The 24003-nt window shown below is 74.0% G+C and carries 23 protein-coding genes; 6 read left to right on the top strand and 17 right to left on the bottom strand.

The features are described from left to right. The 6 genes from ACFV6D_RS04050 to ACFV6D_RS04025 form a co-directional block, all read right to left on the bottom strand. Nucleotides 1-1650: a bifunctional uroporphyrinogen-III C-methyltransferase/uroporphyrinogen-III synthase gene (locus ACFV6D_RS04050; RefSeq protein WP_063348857.1), complete on the bottom strand. Its 1650-nt coding sequence runs from the start codon at nucleotides 1648-1650 to the stop codon at nucleotides 1-3. Continuing rightward, entirely contained in the window at nucleotides 1647-2657 is a 1011-nt protein-coding gene (gene hemC, locus ACFV6D_RS04045; protein WP_063348856.1) for a hydroxymethylbilane synthase, read from the bottom strand. The genes ACFV6D_RS04050 and hemC overlap by 4 nt, the downstream gene beginning before the upstream one ends. 41 nt (nucleotides 2658-2698) lie before the next feature. Continuing rightward, nucleotides 2699-4036: a glutamyl-tRNA reductase gene (locus ACFV6D_RS04040; protein WP_063348855.1), complete on the bottom strand. Its 1338-nt coding sequence runs from the start codon at nucleotides 4034-4036 to the stop codon at nucleotides 2699-2701. Between the two features lie 100 nt (nucleotides 4037-4136). After that, nucleotides 4137-5024: a redox-sensing transcriptional repressor Rex gene (locus tag ACFV6D_RS04035; protein WP_363375013.1), complete on the bottom strand. Its 888-nt coding sequence runs from the start codon at nucleotides 5022-5024 to the stop codon at nucleotides 4137-4139. Between the two features lie 107 nt (nucleotides 5025-5131). Beyond that, nucleotides 5132-5878: a 3'-5' exonuclease gene (locus ACFV6D_RS04030; RefSeq protein ID WP_063348854.1), complete on the bottom strand. Its 747-nt coding sequence runs from the start codon at nucleotides 5876-5878 to the stop codon at nucleotides 5132-5134. 163 nt (nucleotides 5879-6041) lie between these two features. After that, nucleotides 6042-6326 (bottom strand): glutaredoxin family protein, encoded by a 285-nt coding sequence (locus tag ACFV6D_RS04025; RefSeq protein WP_063348853.1) that lies wholly within the window; start codon nucleotides 6324-6326, stop codon nucleotides 6042-6044. A gap of 119 nt (nucleotides 6327-6445) precedes the next feature. On the opposite strand from ACFV6D_RS04025, the gene ACFV6D_RS04020 reads away from it, so the two are divergent. From ACFV6D_RS04020 to ACFV6D_RS04010, 3 genes are all read left to right on the top strand, one after another. After that, nucleotides 6446-7480 carry an HAD-IB family hydrolase gene (locus ACFV6D_RS04020; RefSeq protein WP_380558243.1) on the top strand — a complete coding sequence of 345 codons (1035 nt, stop codon included), beginning with the start codon at nucleotides 6446-6448 and terminating at the stop codon, nucleotides 7478-7480. A 569-nt stretch (nucleotides 7481-8049) separates the two neighbouring features. Continuing rightward, the gene (locus ACFV6D_RS04015) at nucleotides 8050-8871 is read left to right on the top strand and encodes an ECF subfamily RNA polymerase sigma factor, BldN family (protein ID WP_063351307.1); all 822 of its coding nucleotides are present in this window, start codon (nucleotides 8050-8052) and stop codon (nucleotides 8869-8871) included. 270 nt (nucleotides 8872-9141) lie between these two features. Then, nucleotides 9142-10464 carry a DUF5667 domain-containing protein gene (locus tag ACFV6D_RS04010; RefSeq protein ID WP_380558240.1) on the top strand — a complete coding sequence of 441 codons (1323 nt, stop codon included), beginning with the start codon at nucleotides 9142-9144 and terminating at the stop codon, nucleotides 10462-10464. A 129-nt stretch (nucleotides 10465-10593) separates the two neighbouring features. Here ACFV6D_RS04010 and ACFV6D_RS04005 read toward each other — a convergent pair whose 3' ends face one another. The 5 genes from ACFV6D_RS04005 to ACFV6D_RS03985 all read right to left on the bottom strand — a co-directional run bounded on the left by ACFV6D_RS04005 (nucleotide 10594) and on the right by ACFV6D_RS03985 (nucleotide 14873). Next, a complete protein-coding gene (locus ACFV6D_RS04005; RefSeq protein ID WP_063348850.1) occupies nucleotides 10594-11613 on the bottom strand; it encodes a lysophospholipid acyltransferase family protein in 1020 nt (339 codons plus the stop codon). 7 nt (nucleotides 11614-11620) lie between these two features. Then, nucleotides 11621-12733, bottom strand: coding sequence for an NAD-dependent epimerase/dehydratase family protein (locus ACFV6D_RS04000; protein ID WP_063351306.1), 1113 nt, complete (start codon nucleotides 12731-12733; stop codon nucleotides 11621-11623). Between the two features lie 219 nt (nucleotides 12734-12952). Continuing rightward, nucleotides 12953-13051, bottom strand: coding sequence for a 30S ribosomal protein bS22 (locus tag ACFV6D_RS03995; RefSeq protein ID WP_003948845.1), 99 nt, complete (start codon nucleotides 13049-13051; stop codon nucleotides 12953-12955). Nucleotides 13052-13240: 189 nt separating this feature from the next. Continuing rightward, entirely contained in the window at nucleotides 13241-13450 is a 210-nt protein-coding gene (locus ACFV6D_RS03990) for a helix-turn-helix domain-containing protein (RefSeq protein WP_063351305.1), read from the bottom strand. Nucleotides 13451-13676: 226 nt separating this feature from the next. Next, nucleotides 13677-14873, bottom strand: coding sequence for an acetoin utilization protein AcuC (locus tag ACFV6D_RS03985; RefSeq protein ID WP_063348849.1), 1197 nt, complete (start codon nucleotides 14871-14873; stop codon nucleotides 13677-13679). A 120-nt stretch (nucleotides 14874-14993) separates the two neighbouring features. Here ACFV6D_RS03985 and ACFV6D_RS03980 point away from each other — a divergent pair, with 120 nt between their 5' ends. Beyond that, nucleotides 14994-15509, top strand: a complete 516-nt coding sequence (locus ACFV6D_RS03980; RefSeq protein WP_063348848.1) for a DUF11 domain-containing protein — start codon at nucleotides 14994-14996, stop codon at nucleotides 15507-15509. Nucleotides 15510-15537: 28 nt separating this feature from the next. Here the strand turns inward: ACFV6D_RS03980 and ACFV6D_RS03975 are convergent, their stop codons facing one another. From ACFV6D_RS03975 to proC, 3 genes are all read right to left on the bottom strand, one after another. Beyond that, nucleotides 15538-16734, bottom strand: a complete 1197-nt coding sequence (locus ACFV6D_RS03975) for an MFS transporter (RefSeq protein ID WP_063348847.1) — start codon at nucleotides 16732-16734, stop codon at nucleotides 15538-15540. Nucleotides 16735-16971: 237 nt separating this feature from the next. Next, nucleotides 16972-17622: an HAD family hydrolase gene (locus ACFV6D_RS03970; protein WP_363374871.1), complete on the bottom strand. Its 651-nt coding sequence runs from the start codon at nucleotides 17620-17622 to the stop codon at nucleotides 16972-16974. Nucleotides 17623-17644: 22 nt separating this feature from the next. Next, entirely contained in the window at nucleotides 17645-18472 is an 828-nt protein-coding gene (proC, locus tag ACFV6D_RS03965) for a pyrroline-5-carboxylate reductase (protein ID WP_063348845.1), read from the bottom strand. 165 nt (nucleotides 18473-18637) lie between these two features. Here proC and ACFV6D_RS03960 point away from each other — a divergent pair, with 165 nt between their 5' ends. Continuing rightward, complete coding sequence (locus tag ACFV6D_RS03960) at nucleotides 18638-19087, top strand: hypothetical protein (RefSeq protein ID WP_159398487.1); 450 nt, start codon at nucleotides 18638-18640, stop codon at nucleotides 19085-19087. 142 nt (nucleotides 19088-19229) lie between these two features. Beyond that, complete coding sequence (locus ACFV6D_RS03955) at nucleotides 19230-20612, top strand: hypothetical protein (protein ID WP_380558237.1); 1383 nt, start codon at nucleotides 19230-19232, stop codon at nucleotides 20610-20612. A gap of 3 nt (nucleotides 20613-20615) precedes the next feature. Here ACFV6D_RS03955 and ACFV6D_RS03950 read toward each other — a convergent pair whose 3' ends face one another. The 3 genes from ACFV6D_RS03950 to ACFV6D_RS03940 form a co-directional block, all read right to left on the bottom strand. Further along, nucleotides 20616-21146: a hypothetical protein gene (locus ACFV6D_RS03950; protein WP_380558234.1), complete on the bottom strand. Its 531-nt coding sequence runs from the start codon at nucleotides 21144-21146 to the stop codon at nucleotides 20616-20618. Between the two features lie 79 nt (nucleotides 21147-21225). Continuing rightward, on the bottom strand, nucleotides 21226-23070 hold the full coding sequence (gene ilvD / locus ACFV6D_RS03945; protein WP_063348841.1) for a dihydroxy-acid dehydratase: 1845 nt from the start codon (nucleotides 23068-23070) through the stop codon (nucleotides 21226-21228). A gap of 163 nt (nucleotides 23071-23233) precedes the next feature. Then, the gene (locus ACFV6D_RS03940; RefSeq protein ID WP_380558231.1) at nucleotides 23234-24001 is read right to left on the bottom strand and encodes a class I SAM-dependent methyltransferase; all 768 of its coding nucleotides are present in this window, start codon (nucleotides 23999-24001) and stop codon (nucleotides 23234-23236) included. Nucleotides 24002-24003 lie beyond the last annotated feature (2 nt).

The following is a 24003-nucleotide window of genomic DNA, read 5'->3' as shown; positions in this document are numbered from 1 at the left end:
TCAGCGGGCCTTGCGGCGCGAACCCGGACGGCGCTCGCTGGGCCGGTAGACCGGCTCGCCGGCGGCCGTGGCGGTGTCGCGGCGCTTGGCCCCGAAGTCTGCCAGCGCCTGGGCCAGCGCGGCCGCCGACGGCGCCGGGGCCATCACGTCGACCCGCAGGCCGTGCTCCTCGGCGGTCTTGGCGGTGGCCGGGCCGATGCAGGCGATGACCGTGACGTTGTGCGGCTTGCCCGCGATGCCGACCAGGTTCCGCACGGTCGAGGACGAGGTGAAGAGCACCGCGTCGAAGCCGCCGCCCTTGATCGCCTCACGGGTCTCGGCCGGCGGCGGCGAGGCGCGCACCGTCCGGTACGCCGTCACGTCGTCGACCTCCCAGCCCAGCTCGACCAGGCCGGCCACCAGGGTCTCGGTGGCGATGTCGGCGCGCGGCAGCAGCACCCGGTCGATCGGGTCGAACACCGGGTCGTACGGCGGCCAGTCCTCCAGCAGGCCGGCCGCGGACTGCTCGCCGGAGGGCACCAGGTCCGGCTTCACGCCGAAGTCCACCAGGGCCTGCGCGGTGGTCTCGCCGACCGCCGCGACCTTGATCCCGGCGAACGCGCGGGCGTCCAGGCCGTACTCCTCGAACTTCTCCCGGACCGCCCGGACCGCGTTCACCGAGGTGAAGGCGATCCACTCGTAGCGGCCGGTGACCAGGCCCTTGATGGCCCGCTCCATCTGCTGCGGGGTGCGCGGCGGCTCGACCGCGATGGTCGGCACCTCCTGCGGCACCGCGCCGTACGAGCGCAGCTGCTCGGACAGGCCGGTGGCCTGCTCCTTGGTGCGCGGCACGAGCACGTTCCAGCCGAACAGCGGCTTGGTCTCGAACCACGAGTGCGAGGACCGGTGGGCGACCTGCTCGCCCACCACGGCTATCACCGAGGTCGCCGGGTCCACCGGGGCGGAGACCGGCGAGGGCAGCACCCGGGCGGCCTTCAGGTCGGCGGCGATGCCGGACAGGGTGGAAGTGAAGGTCCGCTGGCGGGTGGTGGTGCCGGAGAGCGTGGCGCTCAGCGCCGACTCCGGCTTGCGGCCGTTGGCGACCAGGGCGCCCGCGGTGGCCGGCAGCTGGCCCAGGGTGGTCCGGACCACCAGGGTGGTCTCCGGCGCGCCCAGGTCCACCGGGCTGCCGGCCAGCAGCGCGGTGCCGTCCACGAAGCGCACGTCGGTGCCGGCCGCGCCGCGCAGCGGGACGCCCGCGTACGCCGGGACGCCGACCGACTGGGCGACGCCCGGGATCACCTCGAAGGGGATGCCGTCGCCGGCGCAGCTGAGCATCTCCTCGGCGGCGCAGCCGTCCAGGCCCGGGTCGCCGTCGACGGTGCGGACCACGTGCTTGCCGGCCCGCACGGCCTCGGCGACCAGCCGGGCCAGGTTGAAGTCCGCGCCCTCGGCGACCGGGGTGTGCACCTGCACACCGGCCGGGCAGTGGGTGCGCACGGCGACCGCGGTCAGCGGGTCGGCGACCAGGATGTCGGCCGAGGACAGCACCTCGACCGCGCGCAGGGTCAGCAGCCCCGGGTCCCCGGGGCCCGCGCCCAGGAAGGTGCACCGTCCGGTGGCGGACTGGCCGCCCGGGAACGGGGTTTCGGTGGCGGCGGTGGGGCTCATCGGGCTCGCTCCCCCATCAGGGTGGCCGCGCCCGCGTCGAGCAGCCGGGCGGCCAGCGCGCGGCCGAGGGCCGTCGCGTGCTGCTCGGCGGTCTCGTCGAGGACGATCGGACCGTTGGCGGACATCTTCAGCAGGGCGGCGCCGTCGGGGTCGCCGACCACGCCCTCCAGCCGCAGTTCGTTCGGTCGGACCCAGGTGGCCAGCGCGGCCACCGGAGCCGAGCAGCCGGCCTCCAGGGTGGCCAGCAGGGCCCGCTCGGCGACCACGGCGACCCTCGTGGGGGCGTGGTCCAGGGCGGCGAGCGCGGCGGTCAGGTCGGTGTCGGCGCTGGTGCACTCGATCGCGAGCGCGCCCTGGCCGGGGGCCGGGACCATCAGCTCCGGGTCGAGGTGCTGGGAGATCTCGGCGCTGCGGCCGAGCCGGTTGAGGCCGGCCGTGGCCAGCACCACCGCGTCCAGCTCGCCGCTGGTCACGTAGCCGATCCGGGTGTCCACGTTGCCGCGGATCGCGACGGTCTCCAGCGCGGCGCCGCGGGCGGTGGCCCAGGCGTTCAGCTGGGCCATCCGGCGCGGCGAGCCGGTGCCGATCCGGGCCGGGCGGCCGGCGCCGGCCAGCTTCTCCACCAGCTCGTCCAGGGTCAGGCCCTCGGCGGCGACCAGGGCGTCCCGGGCGTCCTCGCGCTCGGGGACGGCGGCCAGCGCCAGGCCCTCCGGCTCGGCGGTGGGCAGGTCCTTGAGCGAGTGCACGGCGAAGTCGATCCGGCCCTCCAGCAGCGCGTCCCGCAGGGCGGAGACGAACACGCCGGTGCCGCCGATCTGCGCCAGCGCCTCCCGGGAGGTGTCGCCGTAGGTGGTGATCTCGACCAGCTCGACGGGGCGCCCGGTGACCCGGGTGACCTCGCGGGCCACCATGCCCGACTGGGCCATGGCGAGCGCGCTGCGCCGGGTGCCGAGCCGCAGGGTCGCGGTGGCGGCCGGAGTCTGCTCCGTGATCGGTTGACCATTCATGAGGTGATCGTCCCGGTGGTACTCGTGGGATGGCTGACGGTTCATCTGGCGCCCCCGCCCGAGGGCTGGGGGCCGCCGACGGGTGTGCCCGACACGGCGTGCACGGCCGCCGGGTCGAGGTCGAACAGCTCGCGCAGCGCGTCCGCGTAGGAGGCGCCGCCGGGCTCGGCGGCCAGCTGCTTCACCCGGACGGTCGGGGCGTGCAGCAGCTTGTCGACGACGCGGCGGACGGTCTGGGTGATCTCCGCGCGGGAGCGCTCGTCCAGGTCGGGCAGCCGGGAGTCCAGCCGGCCCAGCTCGGCGGAGACCACGCCGGAGGCCATCGCCCGCAGCGCGACCACGGTCGGCGCGATCCGGGCGGCCCGCTGGGCGGCGCCGAAGGCGGCCACCTCGTCGGCGACGATCCGGCCGACCTGGTCCACGTCACCGGCGCCGGGGGTGGCGGCGTGCGCGTGGGAGAGGCTCTCCAGGTCCACCAGCAGGGCGCCGGGCAGCTCGTGCACGGCGTGGTCGACGTCGCGCGGCATGGCCAGGTCGAGCAGGGCGAGCGGCTGGTCGGCGGTGCGGGCGGCGACCGCGGCGGCCACGTCCCCGGCCTTGACCACCACACCGGCCGCGCCGGTGCAGGAGATCACCAGGTCGACGTCGGCCAGCGCCTCCGGCACCTTGGCCAGGTCCAGGGTGCGGGCCACGCCGGAGCCGAGGATCTCGACCAGGCGCTCGGCGCGGGCCGGCGTCCGGTTGGCGATCAGCACGTCGGTGACGCCGGAGCGGACCAGGGTGGCGGCGGCCAGCGAGCTCATCGAGCCCGCGCCGACCACCAGCGCCCGCTTGCCGGCGATCTCGCCCGCGCCCGCCGCGACCTGCTCCAGGCCGAAGGTCACCAGCGACTGGCCGGCCTTGTCGATGCCGGTCTCGCTGTGCGCCCGCTTGCCGACCCGCAGCGCCTGCTGGAACAGCTCGTTCAGGCCGCGCCCGGCGGTGTGCTCCTCCTGCGCGGTGGCCAGCGCGTCGCGCAGCTGGCCGAGGATCTGGCCCTCGCCGACCACCATCGAGTCCAGGCCGCAGGCCACCGAGAACAGGTGGTGGACGGCGCGGTCCTCGTAGTGGACGTAGAGGTGGGAGGTCAGCTCCTCCAGGTCCACCCCGCTGTGGTGGGCGAGCAGCAGCGACAGCTCGGCGACGCCGGCGTGGAACTTGTCCACGTCCGCGTACAGCTCGATCCGGTTGCAGGTGTTCAGCAGCGCGGCCTCGGCGACGGTCGCGGTGGCGGCCGCGTCGTGCAGCAGCCGGGTCGGCACCTCACCGGTCAGCGCGGCGCGCTCCAGCACGCCGACCGGCGCCGTGCGATGGCTCAGTCCAACGACGAGAAGACTCACGCCCGCCCCCAGGTCCCACGGTTGTCCGTACTCATGCGGCCGCCCCGCACCACTCGGCGGGTGCTCCGCACGAGCTGCGCCCTGCGACTGACTCGCTCGCTCATGCGGGCATCACCGCGGGGAGATCGCCCTCCCCGCCCTTGCCGGACTGGCCCTGCTCGGCCTGGTCCTTGGCCGCGGTCTCGGCGGTGCCGCGGCCCTTGCCGTTGCCCCCCGCCGCGCGGCGCAGCTTGGCGGCCGCCGCCCGGACCGGGCCCGGGGCGCGGTCCAGCACCGACTCGGTGCGGTCCGGCTCCTCGCCGGCCTTGCGCTGCTCGTGGAAGGCCAGGATCTGCAGCTCGATGGAGAGGTCGACCTTGCGCACGTCCACGCCGTCCGGGACGGTCAGCACGGTCGGGGCGAAGTTGAGGATGCTGGTGACGCCGGCCTCCACCAGCCGGTCGCAGACCTGCTGGGCGGCACCGGGCGGGGTGGTGATCACACCGATCGAGACGTGCTGGCTCTCGACGATCGACTCCAGCTCGTCCATGTGCCGCACCGGCAGGCCGGCCGCGCTGCCGCCGACCACGTTCGGGTCGGCGTCCAGCAGGGCGGCCACCCGGAAGCCGCGGGAGGCGAAGCCGCCGTAGTTGGCGAGGGCGTGGCCGAGGTTCCCGATGCCGACGATGACGACCGGCCAGTCCTGGGTCAGGCCCAGCTCGCGGGAGATCTGGTAGACGAGGTACTCGACGTCGTAGCCGACGCCGCGGGTGCCGTAGGAGCCCAGGTAGGAGAAGTCCTTGCGCAGCTTCGCCGAGTTCACGCCGGCGGCGGCGGCCAGCTCCTCGGAGGAGACCGTCGGCACCGAACGCTCGGAGAGCGCGGTGAGCGCGCGCAGGTAGAGGGGGAGGCGGGCGACGGTCGCCTCCGGGATGCCCCGGGCACGCGAGGGTCGGCGCGCGGCGCCCTGGTCGGGCGTCTGCGAACTGCTCTGTGGTGATCGGCCGATTGCCACGGTGCTCCTGTGGGTGAAGCTGGGCTTTGGCAGCCAGGCTATGCGTTTGTGAACGTGTGCACAAAGATGGTGTCCGTTTTGTCCCCACACAGTGATGCGCATCACGCCGTCGAACCCATAGCACCGCGCTCGGTCAGGAGGACGGCCGGGGCGGGCACCCCGGGCAGCCACGGGCCGTACGGCGCCTCCCGGCGCACCAGCGGGACGGGCGTGCCGGACGAACGGGAGCGGGCCCGGCCCAGCCGCGGCCAGGGCACCCGGGCCGCCTCGCGCAGCGGGCCCGCCCAGTCGTCCGGCGGGCAGGACGGGACGCCGACGCAGTGCCGCAGCAGCTCGGCGGTCACCCGGGCGTCGCCCAGCGCGGTGTGCGCCGGGTACCAGCCCAGGCCCGCCGCCTCCACGCAGGCCGCCAGGCCGTGGCCGCGGGCCTGCGGCAGGTGGGCGCGGGCCAGCCGCATCGTGCACAGCAGCGGCACGGGCGGCAGCGCGACCCCGATCCGGGCGAACTCGCGATCCAGGAATCCGTGGTCGCAGCTGACGTGGTGACCCACCAGCACCCGGCCGGCCAGCAGCTCCAGCAGCCGCGGGGCGATCTCCCGGAAGCGCGGGGCGCCCTCGACGTCCGCCTGGTGTATCCGGTGCACATGGGTCGGACCGACCGGGCCCAGCGGGTCGAGCAGGGTGGCGAACTCCGCCTCCGGTCGCAGCCGCTCGTCCAGCAGGACCACCGCGATCTCGACCACCCGGTGCCGCCACGGGCTGCGGCCGGTCGCCTCCACGTCCACCACGGCGAAGCCCCGGGCGCCCGGCGGGGCTTCGGGCGTCCCAGGGGTCGGGCCGGGAAGCATGGCGGCACTCCTCGTGTGCTCAGCCCCCCCTGGGCGCAAACGCGTTCGATCGTAAGCCGACCAACCGGCCCCGGCTCAAGCCGGACCGGGGTGTCCTTGACAACGATTCGGCGAACCGCCCCCGCCGAGCGGCGGGGGCGGCGACGGTGGCGCGCGGGAGCGGTCAGCCGCCGAGGGCGGCGCGCAGGCGGCGTTCGTCGACCCGCCAGAAGTCGTGCTGGCGGCCGTCGATCAGGGTCACCGGGATCTGCTCCCAGTAGCGCCGGTACAACTCCTCGTCCTGGGTGATGTCCTTCTCCTCGAAGGTCGCGCCCAGCTCGCCCGCCACCCGGACGATCACCTCCCGGGCGTCGTCGCACAGGTGGCAGCCGGGCTTGCCGACCAGGGTCACGGTGCGGTCGGCCGGCGCGGGCTTCGGGCTCTTGTCACGTCGCAGCAGTGGGCTCACCCGGCCATTGTCCGCCCGCCCGGCGGCCGCCCCACCGGCGCCCGGGACCGCCCGGTGTTCACCGCGCGGGCACGGCGCCGTCACGGCCGCCGCGCGCCCGGCTGGCTATGCTCGATGACATGGCCGTGCTCCGAAGGCTCACCCAGGCGAAGCGTTCCACCACCGAGCGGAGCGCCCTGGCGGGCGAGGCTGCCGCCGAGGCGGCGGCAGCTGCGCTACAGGCCGAGCCGGAGCCGGCCACCGCCCCCGCGGAGAGCACCGCGCCCACCGAGAGCACCGCTCCGACCGAGAGCTCCACCGAGAGCGCCGCGCCCGCCGCGGGCAGGCCCGGCAAGGCGCCCAAGGCCCCGGCCGAGAACCACACCCCCGAGCCGGGCGACCCGCGCGCCGCCGCGTTCTTCGACTGCGACAACACCATCCTGCGCGGGGCCGCGATCTTCTACCTCGGGGTCGGCCTCTACCGGCGCGGCTTCCTCACCCGCCGCGACATCGCCCGGTTCGCCTGGCAGCAGGCCTGGTTCCGGCTGAACGGCGCCGAGGACCCGGAGCACATCTCGGACGCCCAGCACACCGCGCTCGGCCTGGTCGCCGGGAAGCGCACCGCCGACCTGGAGGCGATCTGCGAGGAGGTCTTCGAGCAGGTCGTGGCCGACAAGATCTGGCCCGGCACCCGCGCCCTGGTCCAGATGCACCTGGACGCCGGCCAGCGGGTCTGGCTGGTCACCGCCGCCCCGCTGGAGGTGGCCCGGGTGATCGCCCGCCGGCTCGGCATGACCGGCGCCCTGGGCACCGTCGCCGAGGCCGACGGCGGCCTGTACACCGGCCGGCTGGTCGGCGAGCTGCTGCACGGCCCGGCCAAGGCGGCCGCGGTGCACGCGCTGGCCCGGCACGAGCGGCTGGACCTCGACCGCTGCGCCGCGTACAGCGACTCGGCCAACGACATCCCGATGCTCTCGCTGGTCGGCCACCCGTACGTGGTGAACCCGGACGGCGCGCTGCGCCGCCACGCCCGGGCCCAGGGCTGGCGGGTGCGGGACTTCCGGACCGGCCGGAAGGCGGCCCGGGTGGGGCTGCCGGCGGCGGCCGCGCTCGGGGTGCTCGCGGGTGCGGCGGCCGCCGGGGTGGCCCTGAACCGCCGCCGCCGCTGCGCCTGACGGGCTCCCGCCACCCCCGGTCGCGCCCCCGCCGCCGGGCCTGTCCGCGCCCTCCCCACGGCCTTCCCGCGCGGGTGGCCGGCCGTCAACCAGGCCTCTGACCTGGCCCCTCGTACGGGCGAACTCCCGTTTCCGGTACGGCTTTCCGGCCCAATGAGCGAACCTGTCAGCCGGTGACCGGTTCTGATCGTTCGCCAGACCGGGAAAGTCGGGGGTTGCCAGGCCTCAAGACTGGGAAACCACCGGCCGGACCCCCGAATTGGTCACCCTGGGCGCCCGAACGGTCACGTTGAGCCGGATGAACGATGGCAGGTCCGGTCAGAGTCAGCCGAATATGCGCGATAAATGGATCCCAAACGACCACTTCGACCACACGGTGTAGCTGTCATTGCACAAAGCGTTATTCTCTCCTGGATGCACGTCACCCACGCGCCCCGCTCGAACGGGCGGCGCGGGAGTGCTCTCCGCGCAGGCGGAGGTGATCCGTCCACAGTTCTGCCTCTGGGAGTCCCGTGTACCCACCCGTCCGGAACGACGCGCCTGCACCCTCCCGCCCGTCGTCCGCGCCCCTGCGCCCCCGCACCGGCCTCCGCGGCCGCCCCGTCGCCGACCGGCAGATCTCCACCGGCCTGGACCTGCTGCGCAACCTGCTCCGCAGCCAGCTCGCCGCCTCGCCCCAACTCGTGCCCGCCGGCGCCCCGTTCGGCCACCCGCACGGCTCCGGCCTGGCACTGCGCACCACCGCCGCCGGCTCCACCGGCACCGGCTCGCGCGGCCGCACCGGCAGCACCGGCGTCGGCCGCGGCCGCGCCCGGACCGCGCCGAGCCCCGGCTACGAGACCGAGCACAACCCGATCATGGAGCTGGTCGAGCGGGCCCAGGCCGGCGAGAGCGAGGCCTTCGGCCGGCTCTACGACCACTACGCGGACACCGTCTACCGCTACATCTACTACCGGGTCGGCAGCCGGGCCACCGCCGAGGACCTCACCAGCGAGACGTTCCTGCGCGCGCTGCGCCGGATCGGCACCTTCACCTGGCAGGGCCGGGACTTCGGCGCCTGGCTGGTGACCATCGCCCGCAACCTGGTCGCCGACCACTTCAAGTCCAGCCGCTTCCGGCTGGAGGTGACCACCGGCGAGATGCTCGATTCCAACGAGTGCGAGCGCAGCCCGGAGGAGTCGGTGCTGGAGTCGCTCTCCAACGCCGCCCTGCTGGACGCGGTGCACCGGCTCAACCCGCAGCAGCAGGAGTGCGTGACGCTCCGCTTCCTCCAGGGGCTCTCGGTGGCCGAGACCGCGCGGATCATGGGCAAGAACGAGGGTGCCATCAAGACCCTCCAGTACCGCGCCGTCCGCACCCTGGCCCGGCTGCTGCCGCCGGACGCCCGGTGAGGCCGCGGTGACCGGGGGAGGCATAGCCGGCGGGCGGCCCGACGGGCCGTCACCATCCGTACCCGACCGACACGTCCGGGTGAACGGTCGATCCGATGATCAGCCGCGCGTAACCCACCGCCCGCACCACTCGTTGGCCAGCGTGCAAGTCCCCACCAGGCGTACGGTCAAGCCGAATTGCGACCTGTCACCCGATGGAGTGGCTTTGGCCCGCCGAGGCAACCGTCCGGCAGGCCGGGGTGTCGACAACGACGAAGGGAGGTGTGGCCCGTGACGGCAAACGTGCTGGAGCACCGACGGGCGAAGGCCTTCGCCGAGGCGCTGGAGGCCCACCGGGCGGAGCAGCGCGGCGCAGCGGACGCCGAATCGGCCAACACCGCTGCCACCGGCGCCGGTTCGGTCGCGATGGCCCAACTGGTCGGCCTGACCGACGCACTGGGCGCGATGCCCGGACCAGCGCTGGACCCGGAGGTACGGACCGTCCAACGCGCGCAGCTGATGGCCGCGTTCGAGCAGGCCTTCGCCGGCGGACCGGGCGCCACAGTGCCCCGCCAACGCCGGCACCGGGCCATCCGGACGGCGCCGCGCGGCCGCTGGAGCCGCCGGTTCGCGATCGGCGGACTGGTCGCCGGACTGGCCGTCGGCAGCCTCGCCGGCGCCGCCGCCGCCAGCTCCAACGCCCTCCCCGGGGACACGCTGTACGGCATGAAGCGCGGCCTCGAAGGGCTCAGGCTCGACCTGGCGGACACCGACTCCGAGCGCGGCGAACTGCTGCTCGACAACGCCGCCACCAGGCTCGGCGAGGCCAAGACCCTGGTCGGCCACCCCGGCCCGGCCACCGGGCTCAGCCCGGGCACCGTCGAACGGGTCCGCCGCGCGCTGGACGACATGCACGCCGACGCCATCAAGGGCCGCGAGCTGCTCCGCTCGGTCTACCGCAGCAACGGCTCGCTCGGCCCGATGCGCGCCCTGGCCGGCTTCGCCCAGGGCGAGGACGGCCGCTGGACCGAACTGGCGGGCCAGCTGCCCGTCCAGCTCACCCAGCAGGCCCACCTGGTCGACCAGCTCTTCGACGACATAAGCGAGGACGTCGCGCCCCTGCGCCTGGCCCAGCCCACCGCCAAGAGCGGTGGCCCGGCCGGCACCGGAGCGGGCGGCGACACGGCCGGCCCGGCCACCGGCGGCGCCCCCGCCGACACCCCGGCGAACGGCTCCGGCACCGCGCCCGGCGAACGCCCGGCCCAGGGTGGCGGCACCGGCGCGAGCAGCGGCGGCAACAACCGCCCCGGCGGCACCGAGCGGGCCCCCGCCAGTACCGGCTCCAGCACGCCCGGCGGCATCGGCGCCAAGGGCGGCGGCCTGCCCAGCACCCTGCCCAGCAGCGCGCCGGACGCCGTCAACGGGCTCGTCGGGGACCTCACCAGCGGGCTCACCGGCGGCAAGACCTCGCCGAGCGCCGTCCCGGCCCCGCCGCAGGCACCGCAGCAGCCCTCCGGCACACCCAGCGCCCCGGCCGCCGGCCAGCCGCAGGGCGTCGAGGTGCCCCCGCTGATCCCGGGCCTGCTGCCCGGGCTGCGGCTCCTCGGCGGCTGACCGGCGGCCGACCGGACGACGCAGGGCCCCGGCGATCCCTGGAGTTCCAGGATCGCCGGGGCCCTCGGCCGTCCCTCGCGGGTCTCCCGTGCCCCGGGGGCCACGGGAGACCCAGGGGTCGCGGGAAACCTAGAAGAACACCGACCGGCGCTGCACCAGCAGCTTGTAGAGCGTGTGCTGGATCGTCTCGCGCACCTCGTCGGCCAGGTCGAAGACCAGCATCGGGTCGTCCGCCGCCTCCGCCGGGTACCCGTCGGTGGCGATCGGCTCCCCGAACCGGATGGTCCACTTGGTCGGCAGCGGCAGCACGCCCAGCGGCCCCAGCCACGGGAAGGTCGGCGTGATCGGCACGTACGGCAGGCCCAGCAGCCGGGCCAGTGTCTTCACGTTGCCGATCATCGGGTAGGTCTCCTCGGCGCCGACGATCGAGCACGGCACGATCGGCACCTTCGCGCGCAGCGCCGAGGAGACGAAGCCGCCGCGCCCGAAGCGCTGGAGCTTGTACCGCTCGGCGAACGGCTTGCCGATGCCCTTGAAGCCCTCCGGCCAGACCCCGACCACCTCGCCGCGCTCCAGCAGCGCCTGGGCGTCCTCGTTGCAGGCCAGCGTGTGGCCGGCCTTGCGGGCCAGCTCGTTGACGCCCGGCAGCACGAACACCAGGTCGGCGGCGAGCATCCGCAGGTGCCGGTGGTGCGGGTGGTGGTCGTGGATGGCGACCTGGGTCATCAGGGCGTCCAGCGGGATCGTCCCGGAGTGGTTGGCGACGATCAGCGCGCCGCCCTCGGCCGGGATGTTCTCGACGCCCTGGACCTCGATCCGGAAGTACTTCTCGGACAACGGGCGCAGCAGGGCGAGCAGCACCTCCTCGGTGAGCTCCCGGTCGAAGCCGAACTCGTCCACCTCGTAGTCGCCGGTGATCCGGCGGCGCAGGAAGGCCAGCCCGTCCGCGGCCCGGCCCTCCCAGCCCTTGCCGAACAGCCGGGTGGCCGCCGAACCGAGCTGCCCGGACAGCGCCCCGCCGACGGCGTCGGCGAGCCGGTCGGCTGGCCGGTCGGCGGGCCCGGGGTCGTCGGGCGAGGTCCAGCTGGGGGCGGACTCGATCGGGATGACCCTGGCCTCGCCCGGCGCGTTCTCGGCTGCGGCACTCATCGCGGGTTCAGCTCCTGGGTCGGCGGGGGCGGTCGGTACGGACGGTGGGGACGCCGGCGGCCGGGGCCCGCACCGGGCCGAGCAGGGCGGCCAGCCGGTCGGTGACGGCGGCCAGCCGCTCGGGCGGCAGCAGGCCGGACCCCTGCGCGGCGGCGAAGTCGGCGAAGGCCTCCGGGGTGGTGAACGCCGGGCGGTAGCCGAGCGTCTCGCGCAGTCGCGTGGTGTCCACCACCCGGCCGTGGGTGAGCAGCCGCAGCTGCTCCGGCGAGACGTCCAGCAGCCGGGTCTGCCGGGCCAGCCCGGCCATCCAGCTGACCGCGGGCAGCAGCAGCGGCACGGTCGGCCGGCCGAGCCGGCGGGCGCACTGGGAGAGCAGCAGGACGCCCTCCCCGGCCACGTTGAAGGTCCCGGTGTTGACGGTGCCCGGTTCGGCCTCGGCGGCGGCCCGGCAGAGCACCGCGACGGCGTCGTCCTCGTGCACGAACTGCAGCCGGGGGTCGTAGCCGAGGACGGTCGGCAGCACGGGCAGCGCGAAGTACTCGCTGAGCGGGGTGTCCGCGGCGGGGCCGACGATGTTGGCGAAGCGCAGGACCGTCACCGCGACGTCCGGGCGGCGCCGGGCGAAGCCGCGGACGTAGCCCTCGACCTCCGCCGCGTCCTTGGCGAAGCCGCCGCCGGGCGGGTTCTTCGGCTGGATGCGCTCGGTGAACACCGCCGGGTCGCGGGGCGCGGAGCCGTAGACGCCGGTGGTCGACTTCACCACCAACCGGCGCACCCCGGGCGCCTTCTGGCAGGCGCCGAGCAGCTGCATGGTGCCGATGACGTTGGACTCCTTCACCGCGGAGCGGTTGGTGGAGCCCAGGCCGGTGGCGCTGACGCTGAGGTGGACCACGGTGTCGACCCGGTGCTCGGCGATCACCCGGGAGACCGCCGGGCGGCGCAGGTCGAGCTGGTGGAAGCGGTACTCGGCGGCCGGTCCGTCCGGCTCCTCGACCGGCAGCCGGGGCGGCTGCACGTCCACGCCGACCACCAGGTCCACGCCCGGACGGCGGCGGACCTCGGCGGCGAAGCGGGCACCGAGATGGCGTGCCACGCCGGTGACGAGCACGACCACGCCCACGGTGTGCACCCCATTCCCTCGGCCCGAGCGGCCTGCGTGCACCGTACCGCGCCGCCCTGCCGGGCCGTGAAACGACACCGCCCGCCCAGGCCGAGGCCTGGACGGGCGGTGGAACGCCTGAACCCCGCCAAGGCGGGGCGCACTACTTCTTCCTGCGCCGTTGTACGCGAGTCCGCGACTAATCCCCGCCTGGGCGGGGCCGAAGCGCAGGCTCAGGCGTTACTTCTTGTTGCGACGCTGGACCCTGGTCCTCTTCAGAAGCTTGCGGTGCTTCTTCTTGGCCATACGCTTGCGACGCTTCTTGATGACAGAGCCCACGGAACAACCCTCGCTCACTGAGACTCGCGCCCGTGAGAGACGGAGTCCATACGACTGACGGACGGCCTAGCCTACCGTCCACGGGCCCTGGGCCGTAATCGTGCTCCCGGTGACCGGGAAACTCGCGGGGAATCCCCGGCGAACGGGGGTGGGATCCGCAGCTGCGGCCCCACCCCCGCCCACCCGGAACTACGCGCTCTCAAGCCTCACGTAGGACTCCTTGAGGTACTCGTGCACCGCCTGCTGGGGCACCCGGAAGGACCGCCCGACCCTGATGGCCGGCAGCTCTCCGCTGTGCACCAACCGGTACACCGTCATCTTCGACACCCGCATGACCGAGGCAACCTCCGCCACGGTCAGGAAGACGACTTCCTGCAAGGGGCGTTCGCCGGAACTCATGACCATCACCCGACCCTTCACCCGTGTGCAAGGCACCGGCTTCCCCTCCGGTGACTCCACCGGCACACGTGTATCCCCAGAGTAGTTATGGGTGGTACCAGTGGGAAGAGGGGAGGTGCGGTCCTCGTACGGTGAGAGATAGGACTGTTGCAGTACGTAGTCACTCGGCGGAACGCGGGAGCGGGCATACGCACGGCCCACCCGCACCTGGGCCGGGAGGCCGGTCTCAGGCCAGGAGGCCGAGGTGGGGGAACACCGCGCGGCGGCTGGCGAGGATGGCCTGATCGAGTCGGTCGGCCGGATCGTAACCCGCGTCGAAGTCGCGCCAGACCGGTCGGGCGCCGTCGGTCATCCGCAGCGGGGCGGGCCGGCGGGTGCGGCGGTAGACCTCGGCGCGCCAGGACTCGGGGGTCTCGGTGGCCGGGTCGACGGGCCGTCCGGCAGCGGTGGCGACCAGGTGGGTCCAGGTCCGCGGGACGACGTCCACGACGGCGTAGCCGCCCCCGCCGGTGGCGATCCAGCGGCCGCCGGTGAGCTGGTGGGCGAGGTCGTGCAGTTCCTCGGCGATCATCCGCTGGGCGTCCAGCGTGACGGCGAGGTGGGCGAGCGGGTCCTCCAGGTGGGTGTCGGCACCGTGCTGGGTGACCAGGACCTGCGGGCGGAAGGCGGTGAGCAGTTCGGGCACCACGGCGTGGAAGGCGCGCAGCCAGCCGGCGTCGCCGGTGCCGGCCGGCAGCGGCAGGTTGGCGGCGGAGCCGGGGGCGTCCGGGCCGCCGGTCTCGGTGGGCCAGCCGGTCTGCGGGAAGAGCGTGGCGGGGTGCTCGTGGAGCGAGATCGTGAGCACCCTGGGGTCGTTCCAGAAGACCTGCTGGACGCCGTCCCCGTGGTGGACGTCCACGTCGACGTAGGCGACCCGCTCGGCGCCGAGTTCGAGCAGCCGGGCGACGGCCAGCGCCGGGTCGTTGTAGACGCAGAAGCCCGAGGCCTTGGCGGGCATCGCGTGGTGCAGTCCGCCGGCGAAGTTCACCGCGTGCGGGGTCTCCCCGTGCCAGACCGCCTCGGCGGCGGCCACGGACTGACCGGCGATCAGCGCGGAGGCCGAATGGATTGCGGGGAAAGCCCAGTTGTCGTCGGTGCCGAGCCCGTGCCGGGGATCCGACTCGTCGGGGTGGGCGGCGGCGTATTTGACCGCCTCGACGTACTCCCGGGTGTGCACCAGCCGCAGGGTGGACTCGCCGGCGGGCGGTGCGGCCCGCACCGTCACCCCGGGCCCGGCGTCCAGTCCGAGGGCCTCGACCAGGCGCATGGTGAGCGCCAGCCGGGTCGGGTCCATCGGGTGGCCGGGGCCGAAGTCGTAGGCGGTGACGGCCTCGTCCCAGAAGAGGTGCAGGCCGCAGGGGGTGTCACGCTCGGCGTCGGGCATGGCCTCCACCGTAGCGGGTGGGGGTGGCCGGGCCTTGTCCAGGGCGCGCCGGGGGCGGGGCTCAGGGCCCCTGCGGAGGCCCTACAGACAAAACCTTCACGACTTCATATCCTCTCCGCCATGAAGCCATTCAGCGCGCAACGCCTTGGGGTAATTCTCGCTGCATTACTGGGACTTGGCCTGCTCTTTGCCGCCCAGCCGGCCTCCGCCGCGGTTAGCGGCAGCTCGTTCGCCGTCGACAAGAAGACGGCGGCACCGGGCGACCAGCTGACCCTGACGCTCTCGCTCACCAACACCGAGACCACCGACATCTACTTCGCCTACGAGTACATCCAGCCGATCTGGCCGGCCAACCAGCAGGCCGGCGCGTTCACGGTCACCGGGTGCTCCGGTGACTCCACCGACTGCGCCTTCGGCGGGAACAACGCGAACTTCCACTTCCGGGCGCCGATCGCCCCGGGCGAGACCCGCACCGTCGCGGTCACCGTCCAGATCACCTCGGCCCCGACCTGGACCGGGCCGTACACCCTGAACTGGGCACCGTACGTCTACTACGAGTACTACCAGTCGGGCGGTGGCATCAAGGACCAGCTGTGGGCCAACGGCCTGCCCGAGCTGGCCACCGTGATCGGCTGACCTCCCTTCCCGCCCCAGCTCGCCCCCGTCACACCCTGGCGGGGGCGAGCGCCGGCGCCGGGGCGAAGCGCTCGGCCAGCGGCAGGACGGCGAGCACCAGCAGCATCGGGGCGAGCAGCGCCCAGCGGTACGAACTCGCGTCGGCGATCGTCCCGACCAGCGGCGAACCGATCAGGAAACCCACGTAGTTGAAGAGGTTCAGCCGGGCCACCGCGGCGTCCGAGTCGGCCGGGAACAGCCGGCCCCCGGCCGCGAACACCTGCGGGATGATCGCGCAGATGCCGAAGCCGAGCACGGTGAAACCGGCGATCCCCACCCAGGCGGTGGGCGCGGCGGCGGCCAGCGCGAAGCCGAGCGCGGCCAGCCCGGCACCGGCCCGGACCACCGGGACGGCGCCCCAGCGCTGCACGGCGCGGTCGCCCAGCGCGCGGCCCAGCAGCATCGCGACCATGTAGCCGAGGTAGGACAGCTTGGCGACGTCCGCGGCGCTGCCCAGGCCGTCGGTGAGGTACTTGACGCTGTAGTTGGAGACCGAGGCGTCGGCGATGTACGCGAACGCCATCGCCAGGCACAGCGGCAGCAGCGGCCGCCAGGGGATGGACCGCGCGGCGGCCTCGGCGGCCTCCCGTACGGCGTCCCCGAGTTCGGCCGGTCCGGCGAATCGGGTGCCGGTCAGCAGGGCCAGCGGGACGATCACCGCCGCGGCCGTGCCGAACAGCACTGGCAGGCCGAGGTCGTAGTGCGAGCCGAGGCCGGCGAGGGCCGCCCCGAGGATGCCGCCGAGGCTGAACGCGGCGTGGAAGCCGATCATGATCGAGCGGCCGTAGCGGTGCTGCAGGCCCACCCCCAGCATGTTCATACTCGCGTCGAGCGCGCCCACCAGCAGGCCGAACACCCCGAGCGCGACGGCGAGTTGCCAGAGCGTGTCGCCGAGGCCGGCGCCCGCGAGGCTGAGGCAGACCAGCGGCTGGACGACCCGCAGCACGGCCCGCGCGCCGGTGCGCTTCACCAGCTGCTCGGAGGTGATCGAGCCGACCCCGGCGAGGATCGGCACCGCGGCCAGGAACAGCGGCAGCAGCGCGTCGCTCAGCCCGTACCGGTGCTGGATCTCCGGGATGCAGGTGACCAGCAGCGCGAAGGTGGTGCCCTGGAGCAGGAAGCTGACGGCGAGCGCGGCCCGCCCGGCGCGCAGGCCGGGCGGGATCGCGGGTGACGCGGCACTCATGACGGACCTCGCTACTGGCCGGTACGACGATGTTGGCGAGAGCGTAGGCGGTGGACCGCGATTGCGGGAGGGGTCGCGCAGGGACTTTCCGCCGTCGGACGGAAGGCCGGGCGTAGAGCCGGGCGGAACGGGTCGGAACAGGACGGGTCAGAGCGGGGCGGGTCAGAGCGGGGCGGGTCAGAGCGGAACGGGTCGGAGCGGGGCGGGTCAGAGCAGGGCGGGTCAGAGCAGGGCGGGTCAGAGCAGGGCGGTGACCTCGGAGAGGTCGGCGATCAGCCCGGTGGCCCCGGCGGCGGTCAGCTTCGCCGGGTCGGTGAGCGCGGTGTAGCCGTACACGTCCATGCCCGCGGCCCGGGCCGCCAGCACGCCGTTGGGGCTGTCCTCGACGACCAGGCAGCGGGCCGGGTCGACGCCGAGGGTACGGGCGGCGTGCAGGAAGAGGTCCGGCGCGGGCTTGCCCACGCCGACGTCCTGGGCGCTGAAGATCCGCTCCTCGGCGACGTACCCGCGCAGGCCGGTGACGTCCAGCGCGGTGCGGATCCACACGTGGTGCGCCGAGGAGGCCAGGCAGTAGGGGACGGAGCGCTGCCGCAGTTCCTTCAGCAGCTGCTCCGCACCCCGGACGGCCGTCAGCTCGGTGCCGAACGCGTCGAAGACCCGGCCGTGGAACAGCTCGTCGAAGCCCTCCGGCAACGTCGCGCCGTCGTGCCGCTCGGCGATCACGTCGTGGATGCGGTGGGCGGCGCAGCCCATGAAGTCCCGGTAGGAGTCCTCGACCGTGGTCGGGTAGCCGAGTTCGGTCAGGTACGCGGCCAGCACCCGGTTGGAGAGCGGCTCGCTGTCCACCAGGACACCGTCGTTGTCGAAGATCACCAGGTCGTAGGCCATGCCGTCGAGCCTACCCAGTCGGCTACTTGCCCCCGGAGGCGAGCTCCCGGGAGCGGTCCCGGGCCGCCTCCAGGGCGCCCAGCAGCGCGGCCCGCACCCCGTGGTTCTCCAGCTCGCGGATGGCCGCGATCGTGGTGCCGGCCGGGGAGGTGACGGCCTCGCGCAGCTTCACCGGGTGCTCGCCGGAGTCGCGCAGCATCACCGAGGCGCCGATCGCGGACTGCACGATCAGGTCGTGCGCCACCTGCCGGGGCAGGCCGAGCAGGATGCCGGCGTCGGTCATCGCCTCGACCAGGAAGTAGAAGTAGGCCGGGCCGGAGCCGGAGAGCGCGGTGGCCGCGTCCTGCTGGGCCTCGGGCAGCCGCAGCGCCTTGCCGACCGAGCTGAAGATCTCCTCGGCCCGCTCCAGGTGCTCCTCGGTGGCGTGCGAGCCGCCGGAGATGACGCTCATCCCCTCGTCCACCAGGACCGGCGTGTTGGGCATCACCCGGACCACCGGGGTGCCGGCCGCCAGCCGCTCCTCGAACCAGGCGGTGGGGATGCCGGCCGCGGCCGAGATCACCAGCCGGTCCGCGCCGACGTGCGGGGCCAGCTCCTCCAGCAGGGTGCCCATGTCCTGCGGCTTGACGGCGAGGATCAGGGTGTCGGCGAGCTTGGCGGCCTCGGCGTTGGAGGCGGCCACCACGCCGTAGCGGGCGGCGAGTTCGGCGGCGCGCTCGGGGCGGCGGGCGGTCACCAGGACGTCCGCCGGGTCCTTGCCGGCCCGCAGCAGGCCGGAGAGCAGGGCCTCGCCGATCTTGCCCGTGCCCAGGAAGGCGATCTTCTGTCCGTGTGCTGCGCTGGCGCCCATGGCCGCTCCTTACCTCGGTACTGCGGCCATCCTCGCACCGCGCGGGGGCACCCGCCGGGACCGTCCAGCCCGTGGTCGACGACGAGTTGCCCGACCTCGTCCCTAGGGAGAATCTCGGGGGTTTCCCCTATGGCCTCCGGCGCCGCGCGGGAGCACCGTGGAGTCATGGCACACGACGAAATGTCCCGACGTGAGAACCGGCAACTCGCCGTCGCCTCGGCGACCGTGGGACCGTGGCGGACGGCCGCGGGGGTCGGTGCGGTGGTGGGTGCGACCGCCCTGGGGATCGACGCGATCTCCGGGCACTGGTCACTGGGCATGCTGGCCGGGCCGGCCGGCTGGGCCCTGTTCTTCTTCTTCCTGGTCGGCACCGTCGGCGGGCAGCTGCGCCGCGACACCTCCGAACGGCGGCTGCGCCGCTGGGCGAACGACCACCCGTGGCAGTCGGCCCTCCCGGCGGCCGGCGGACTGCTGGTGCTGGACATGCTGGCGCAGCTGCTGCTCGGGGACGCGGGCCTGTTCGGCGCGTTCTTCCTGGCGCTGCTGCCGGCCGGCATCCTGCTGGCCGTCGCCGGGATCGTGGGGTCGGTGAAGCAGGCCCGCACCAAGGACTGACGCCCTCGCAGGGCGGCCCGGACTCGCCCATACCTGGCCGGAACGGCACAGGCCGGGACGGATCGCCGCGCCCGCGCACGAGTTCACCACAAGGTGTGCCCCCGATCGACGAATCGTCACACCCCGTCGGCATACTGGCGCGATGCCGATAGCCGAAGATCCACAACCGCGCCCCGCCGAGGGCCGTGAGCCGGGCGGGTCCGACCCGTCCGGAGCGGGTGAGAAGGACCCGTTCGCCGACCTCGTCCTGGACGAGGAGTTCGTCAAGGGGGCCGCCGTCACCGAGCAGTCCGGGCGCACCCGGATGCTGGCCGCCCGATGGAAGCACACCCCGCCGGTCGACCCGGGCGGCCGCCGCTCGGTCAACGACGGCCCGGCCAAGGCCGGCCGCCGGTTCGGCCGCACGCCGAAGCCCCCGGTGACCGACCCCTGGGGCAACCCGCGCCCGCGCCGCCGCCGGCTGGACTGGCGCGCGCCGCTGTACGTCGTGCTGACCATCGCGGTGCTGCTCGCGGCCCTGAACCTCGACGGGCTGCGCAGCTGGTACTCCGACCACTACGGCGGGGGCTCCTCGAACGCCCATACCCCCGTGCCCACCGTCGCCCCGGAGACGGCCCAGCCGACCGCCGCGCCGCCGAAGGTCGACGAGCAGCAGCCGACCGTGGACCACCCGTGGGCCGGTTCCGTCGCCGAGGGCTGGCCGAGCGGCGCGGAGGCCTTCGTCCTGCCCGACGCCCGGGCCACCGGCGTGTTCTCCGCCGAACAGGTCGGTGCCCAGCTGCAGTTGGTCAAGGACTACCTGACCGCCGCCAACCTGGACCCGCAGGTGATCGCGGGCGGCCGGCCGGAAGCCGCCCTGGCGCTGCTGGACCGGGAGGACCGGGACCGCGCGATCAACGCGCTGGCCAACCCCGCCAAGGACACCGACCCGACCACCTGGTTCAGCCGCTTCGACCAGCGCGAGGCCGTCCAGGTGGGCGACACGGTCAAGGTGCAGGGCCGGATCACCTTCGAGGGCGACGGGGACAAGGGCCTCCTCGTCCACGCCGACTTCAGCTACGTGTACGCGATGCGCCCCGGCCCGGACGCCGCCAAGCGCGCCGCGTCACCCCAGCCGCCGACGGGCGGGCAGCCGCCGACGAAGCCGGCCGCGCCGAAGGACGGCACGGCCAAGCCGGTGGGTCTGCTGGTGCCGGTGGGTCTGCTGGTGCCGACGGCCGACGTGGCCGGGGACACCTGGACCACGCGCACGATCGTGCGCCGGGTCGAGAACTTCCGCTTCTACGACCCGGCCCGCTACCGGGTCAACCCGAAGAAGCTCGTGTTCGGCGAGGGCGGCGGGTCGGAGTCCGCCAACTCGTCCTGCGACGTCTACGACGGCTACTACCACCCGGAGTTCGACCAGTTCGCGGCGCAGTCGCCGGACGCCCCGGGCAGCCGTCCGACCGGCCCCACGACCGACCCGTACGACCGCCGCAAGGACCTGTCGACCCGCGACGAGTGCGGCGCGGCCAGCCGCCTCTGAGGCTCAGCCCTTGCGCTTGCCCCGGCCCGGCGCCTTGGTGCCGGGCCGGCCGCTGCGGCCCGCCTGGCGCTTCTCGTACTGGGCGACGGCCCGCTCGTACGAGGAGCGCCTGACCGCCTCGCCGGGGGCCTCGACCAGGCTGCGGGCGAAGTAGGCGGCCAGGCTGCCGGCGCCGCCGATGAGCCAGACCGCGCCGAGCGACTTGTCCTCGGCCATCCAGCCGCTCAGCTGGTCCTTGCCCTCGGTGAGGACCTTCCAGGTGCGCATGACGCACATCATCGAGCAGACCGCGATCGCGGCCGTCAGCAGCCCGTTCAGGAAGCCGCCGCCGTCGGAGAGGGCGACGCCCTCGACGCCGAAGCGCAGCAGCAGGACGGCGGCGGCGGTCGTGACCAGCGCGCCGGCCGACACGGCGACGCGGCGCAGCCAGTAGCCGTTGTCCCGGTTCACCCAGCTGGTGCCGAACCAGCGGATCGGCTCCGGCTCGGGGGCGCCGGCGGGCTTGGGTGCGGGGGTGGGGGGCTGCTCGCTCACGGGGTCGATTATCACCCAACGCGCGAGGAGCCGCCCCGGCCTGCGGGACGGCTCCTGCGGTGCTGCGGTGCCGCGGGGCTCAGCCGAGCTTGGTGACGTCGCGGACGGCGCCCTTGTCGGCGGAGGTGGCCATCGCGGCGTAGGCGCGCAGGGCCTGGCTGACCTGGCGGTCGCGGTTCTTCGGGCGGTAGCCGCCCGCGGCCTCCAGGGCGCGGCGGCGCTCGGCCAGGACCTCGTCGGGCACCTCCAGGGAGATGCTCCGGCCGGGGATGTCGATGGCGATGGTGTCGCCGTCCTCGACCAGGGCGATGGTGCCGCCGGAGGCGGCCTCCGGGGAGGCGTGGCCGATGGACAGGCCGGAGGTGCCGCCGGAGAAGCGGCCGTCGGTGACCAGCGCGCAGGCCTTGCCGAGGCCGCGGCCCTTGAGGAAGGACGTCGGGTAGAGCATCTCCTGCATGCCCGGGCCGCCCTTGGGGCCCTCGTAGCGGATGACGACGACGTCGCCCTCCTTGACCCGCTTGGCGAGGATCGCCTCGACGGCGTCGTCCTGGGACTCGACGACCACGGCCGGGCCGCTGAAGGTCCAGATCGACTCGTCGACGCCGGCGGTCTTCACGATGCAGCCGTCCTCGGCGAGGTTGCCGTGCAGGACGGCGAGGCCGCCCTCGAGCGAGTAGGCGTGCTCGACGCTGCGGATGCAGCCCTTGGCGGCGTCGGTGTCCAGCGACTCCCAGCGCTCGGACTGCGAGAAGGCCTCGGCGGAGCGGACGCAGCCGGGGGCGGCGTGCCACAGTTCGACGGCCTCGGCGGAGGGCGAACCGCCGCGCACGTCCCAGGTCTTGAGCCACTCGGCGAGCGAGTCGGAGTGGACGGTGTGGACGTCCTCGTTGAGCATTCCGCCGCGGTACAGCTCGCCGAGGATGGCGGGGACGCCGCCGGCCCGGTGCACGTCCTCCATGTAGTACGAGCCGTTGGGCGCGACCTTGGACAGGCAGGGCACCCGGCGGGAGACGGCGTCAATGGCCCGCAGGTCGAAGTCCAGCTCGGCCTCCTGGGCGGCGGCGAGCAGGTGCAGGATGGTGTTGGTCGAGCCGCCCATGGCGATGTCCAGGGCCATGGCGTTCTCGAAGGCGGCGCGGGTGGCGATCGCGCGGGGCAGCACCGAGGCGTCGTCCTGGCCGTAGTGGCGGTCCGCGATCTCGACGACCGCCCGCCCGGCCCGCTCGTACAGGGCCTTGCGGGCGGTGTGGGTGGCGAGGACGGAGCCGTTGCCGGGCAGCGAGAGGCCGATGGCCTCGGTGAGGCAGTTCATCGAGTTGGCGGTGAACATGCCGGAGCACGAGCCGCAGGTGGGGCAGGCGTTCTCCTCGATGATCGCGATGTCCTCGTCGGAGACGTTCTCGTTGGCCGCCTGGGAGATCGCGTCGATCAGGTCGAGCCTGCGCACGGTGCCGTCGACGAGGGTGGCCTTGCCGGCCTCCATCGGGCCGCCGGAGACGAAGACGGTCGGGATGTTCAGGCGCAGCGCGGCCATCAGCATGCCCGGGGTGATCTTGTCGCAGTTGGAGATGCAGATCAGCGCGTCGGCGCAGTGCGCGTTGACCATGTACTCGACCGAGTCGGCGATCAGGTCGCGCGAGGGCAGCGAGTAGAGCATGCCGCTGTGGCCCATCGCGATGCCGTCGTCCACGGCGATGGTGTTGAACTCGCGCGGGATGCCGCCCGCCTGCTTGATCGCCTCGGAGACGATCCGGCCGACCGGCTGGAGGTGGGTGTGGCCCGGGACGAACTCGGTGAAGGAGTTGGCGACCGCGATGATCGGCTTGCCGAAGTCCTCGCGGGCTACGCCGGCGGCCCGGAGAAGCGCCCGGGCGCCTGCCATGTTGCGACCGTGGGTGACCGTACGGGACCTCAGCTCGGGCACTGTGCTCCACTCCTTCGGGGCTCTCGCCGGCGCCCCGCCGGTAGGAGGATGCGGGGGCCGCTGTGGCTACCGAGCCTACGCCCGCCGTCCAGGCGGCGGACGGTCCGTCCGCGATGCGGGCACGCGGGCGGGCCGTCCGGGCGCGGGTCGGGCAAGGTGCAGGTCAGGCCGGGGTGATCCCCACCGCCAGCTCCAGGACGTAGGGCTCGACCACCCAGCCGTCGGGGAACTCGGCGATCATCGCCTGCCGCTCGACGGCCAGCACCGGTTCGCGCTCGGCGGGGGACAGCGCGGCCATGAACGAGCGGGAGACCAGGTCGTCGAGCACGTGGTCGACGGTGGCCCGCCGCTCCCAGCGCAGCACCGCGCGTTCGACCGTCAGCCCGGCCGGGGCGAGGAGGGCGGTGAACTCGGCGACCCGGCCGTAGCCGTGGTAGTTGGGCAGCGCGGCGCTCAGCCGCTCCACCCGGGCCCGGACCCAGGGCACGGTCTCGTCGTGCACGTTCCACCAGACGGCGAGGGCGCCGCCGGGCCGCAGCACCCGGATCGCCTCGGGGATGGCCCGTTCGGTGCGGGTCCAGTGGAAGGACTGGGCGTAGCTGATCAGGTCCGCGGAGTCGTCGTGGAACGGCAGTTCGTCACCGCCGGCCCTGACCAGCGGCAGGCCCGGCGAGGAGGCCAGGAACTGGGCGGCCATGCCCGCGTTGGGCTCCACCGCGACGACGTCGGCGCCGCGCGCGGCCAGCAGCCGGGTGGCGATGCCGGTGCCGGCGCCGATGTCCAGCACCCGGGCGCCCTTGAGGCTGCGGCCGGACAACCGCTCCAGCGCCTCGAACAGCCCGTCCGGGTAGCCGGGGCGGCCCCGGTCGTACTCGGCGGCAACCCCGCCGAAGCTATCGGCGATCTCCCGGAAGCCCTGTTGATCCGTCATCT

The organism is Kitasatospora sp. NPDC059812 (assembly GCF_042732075.1).
Taxonomy (GTDB): Bacteria; Actinomycetota; Actinomycetes; order Streptomycetales; family Streptomycetaceae; genus Kitasatospora.
Note: the sequence above shows the minus strand (reverse complement) of the source record. Positions and strands in the feature narration are given on the sequence as shown.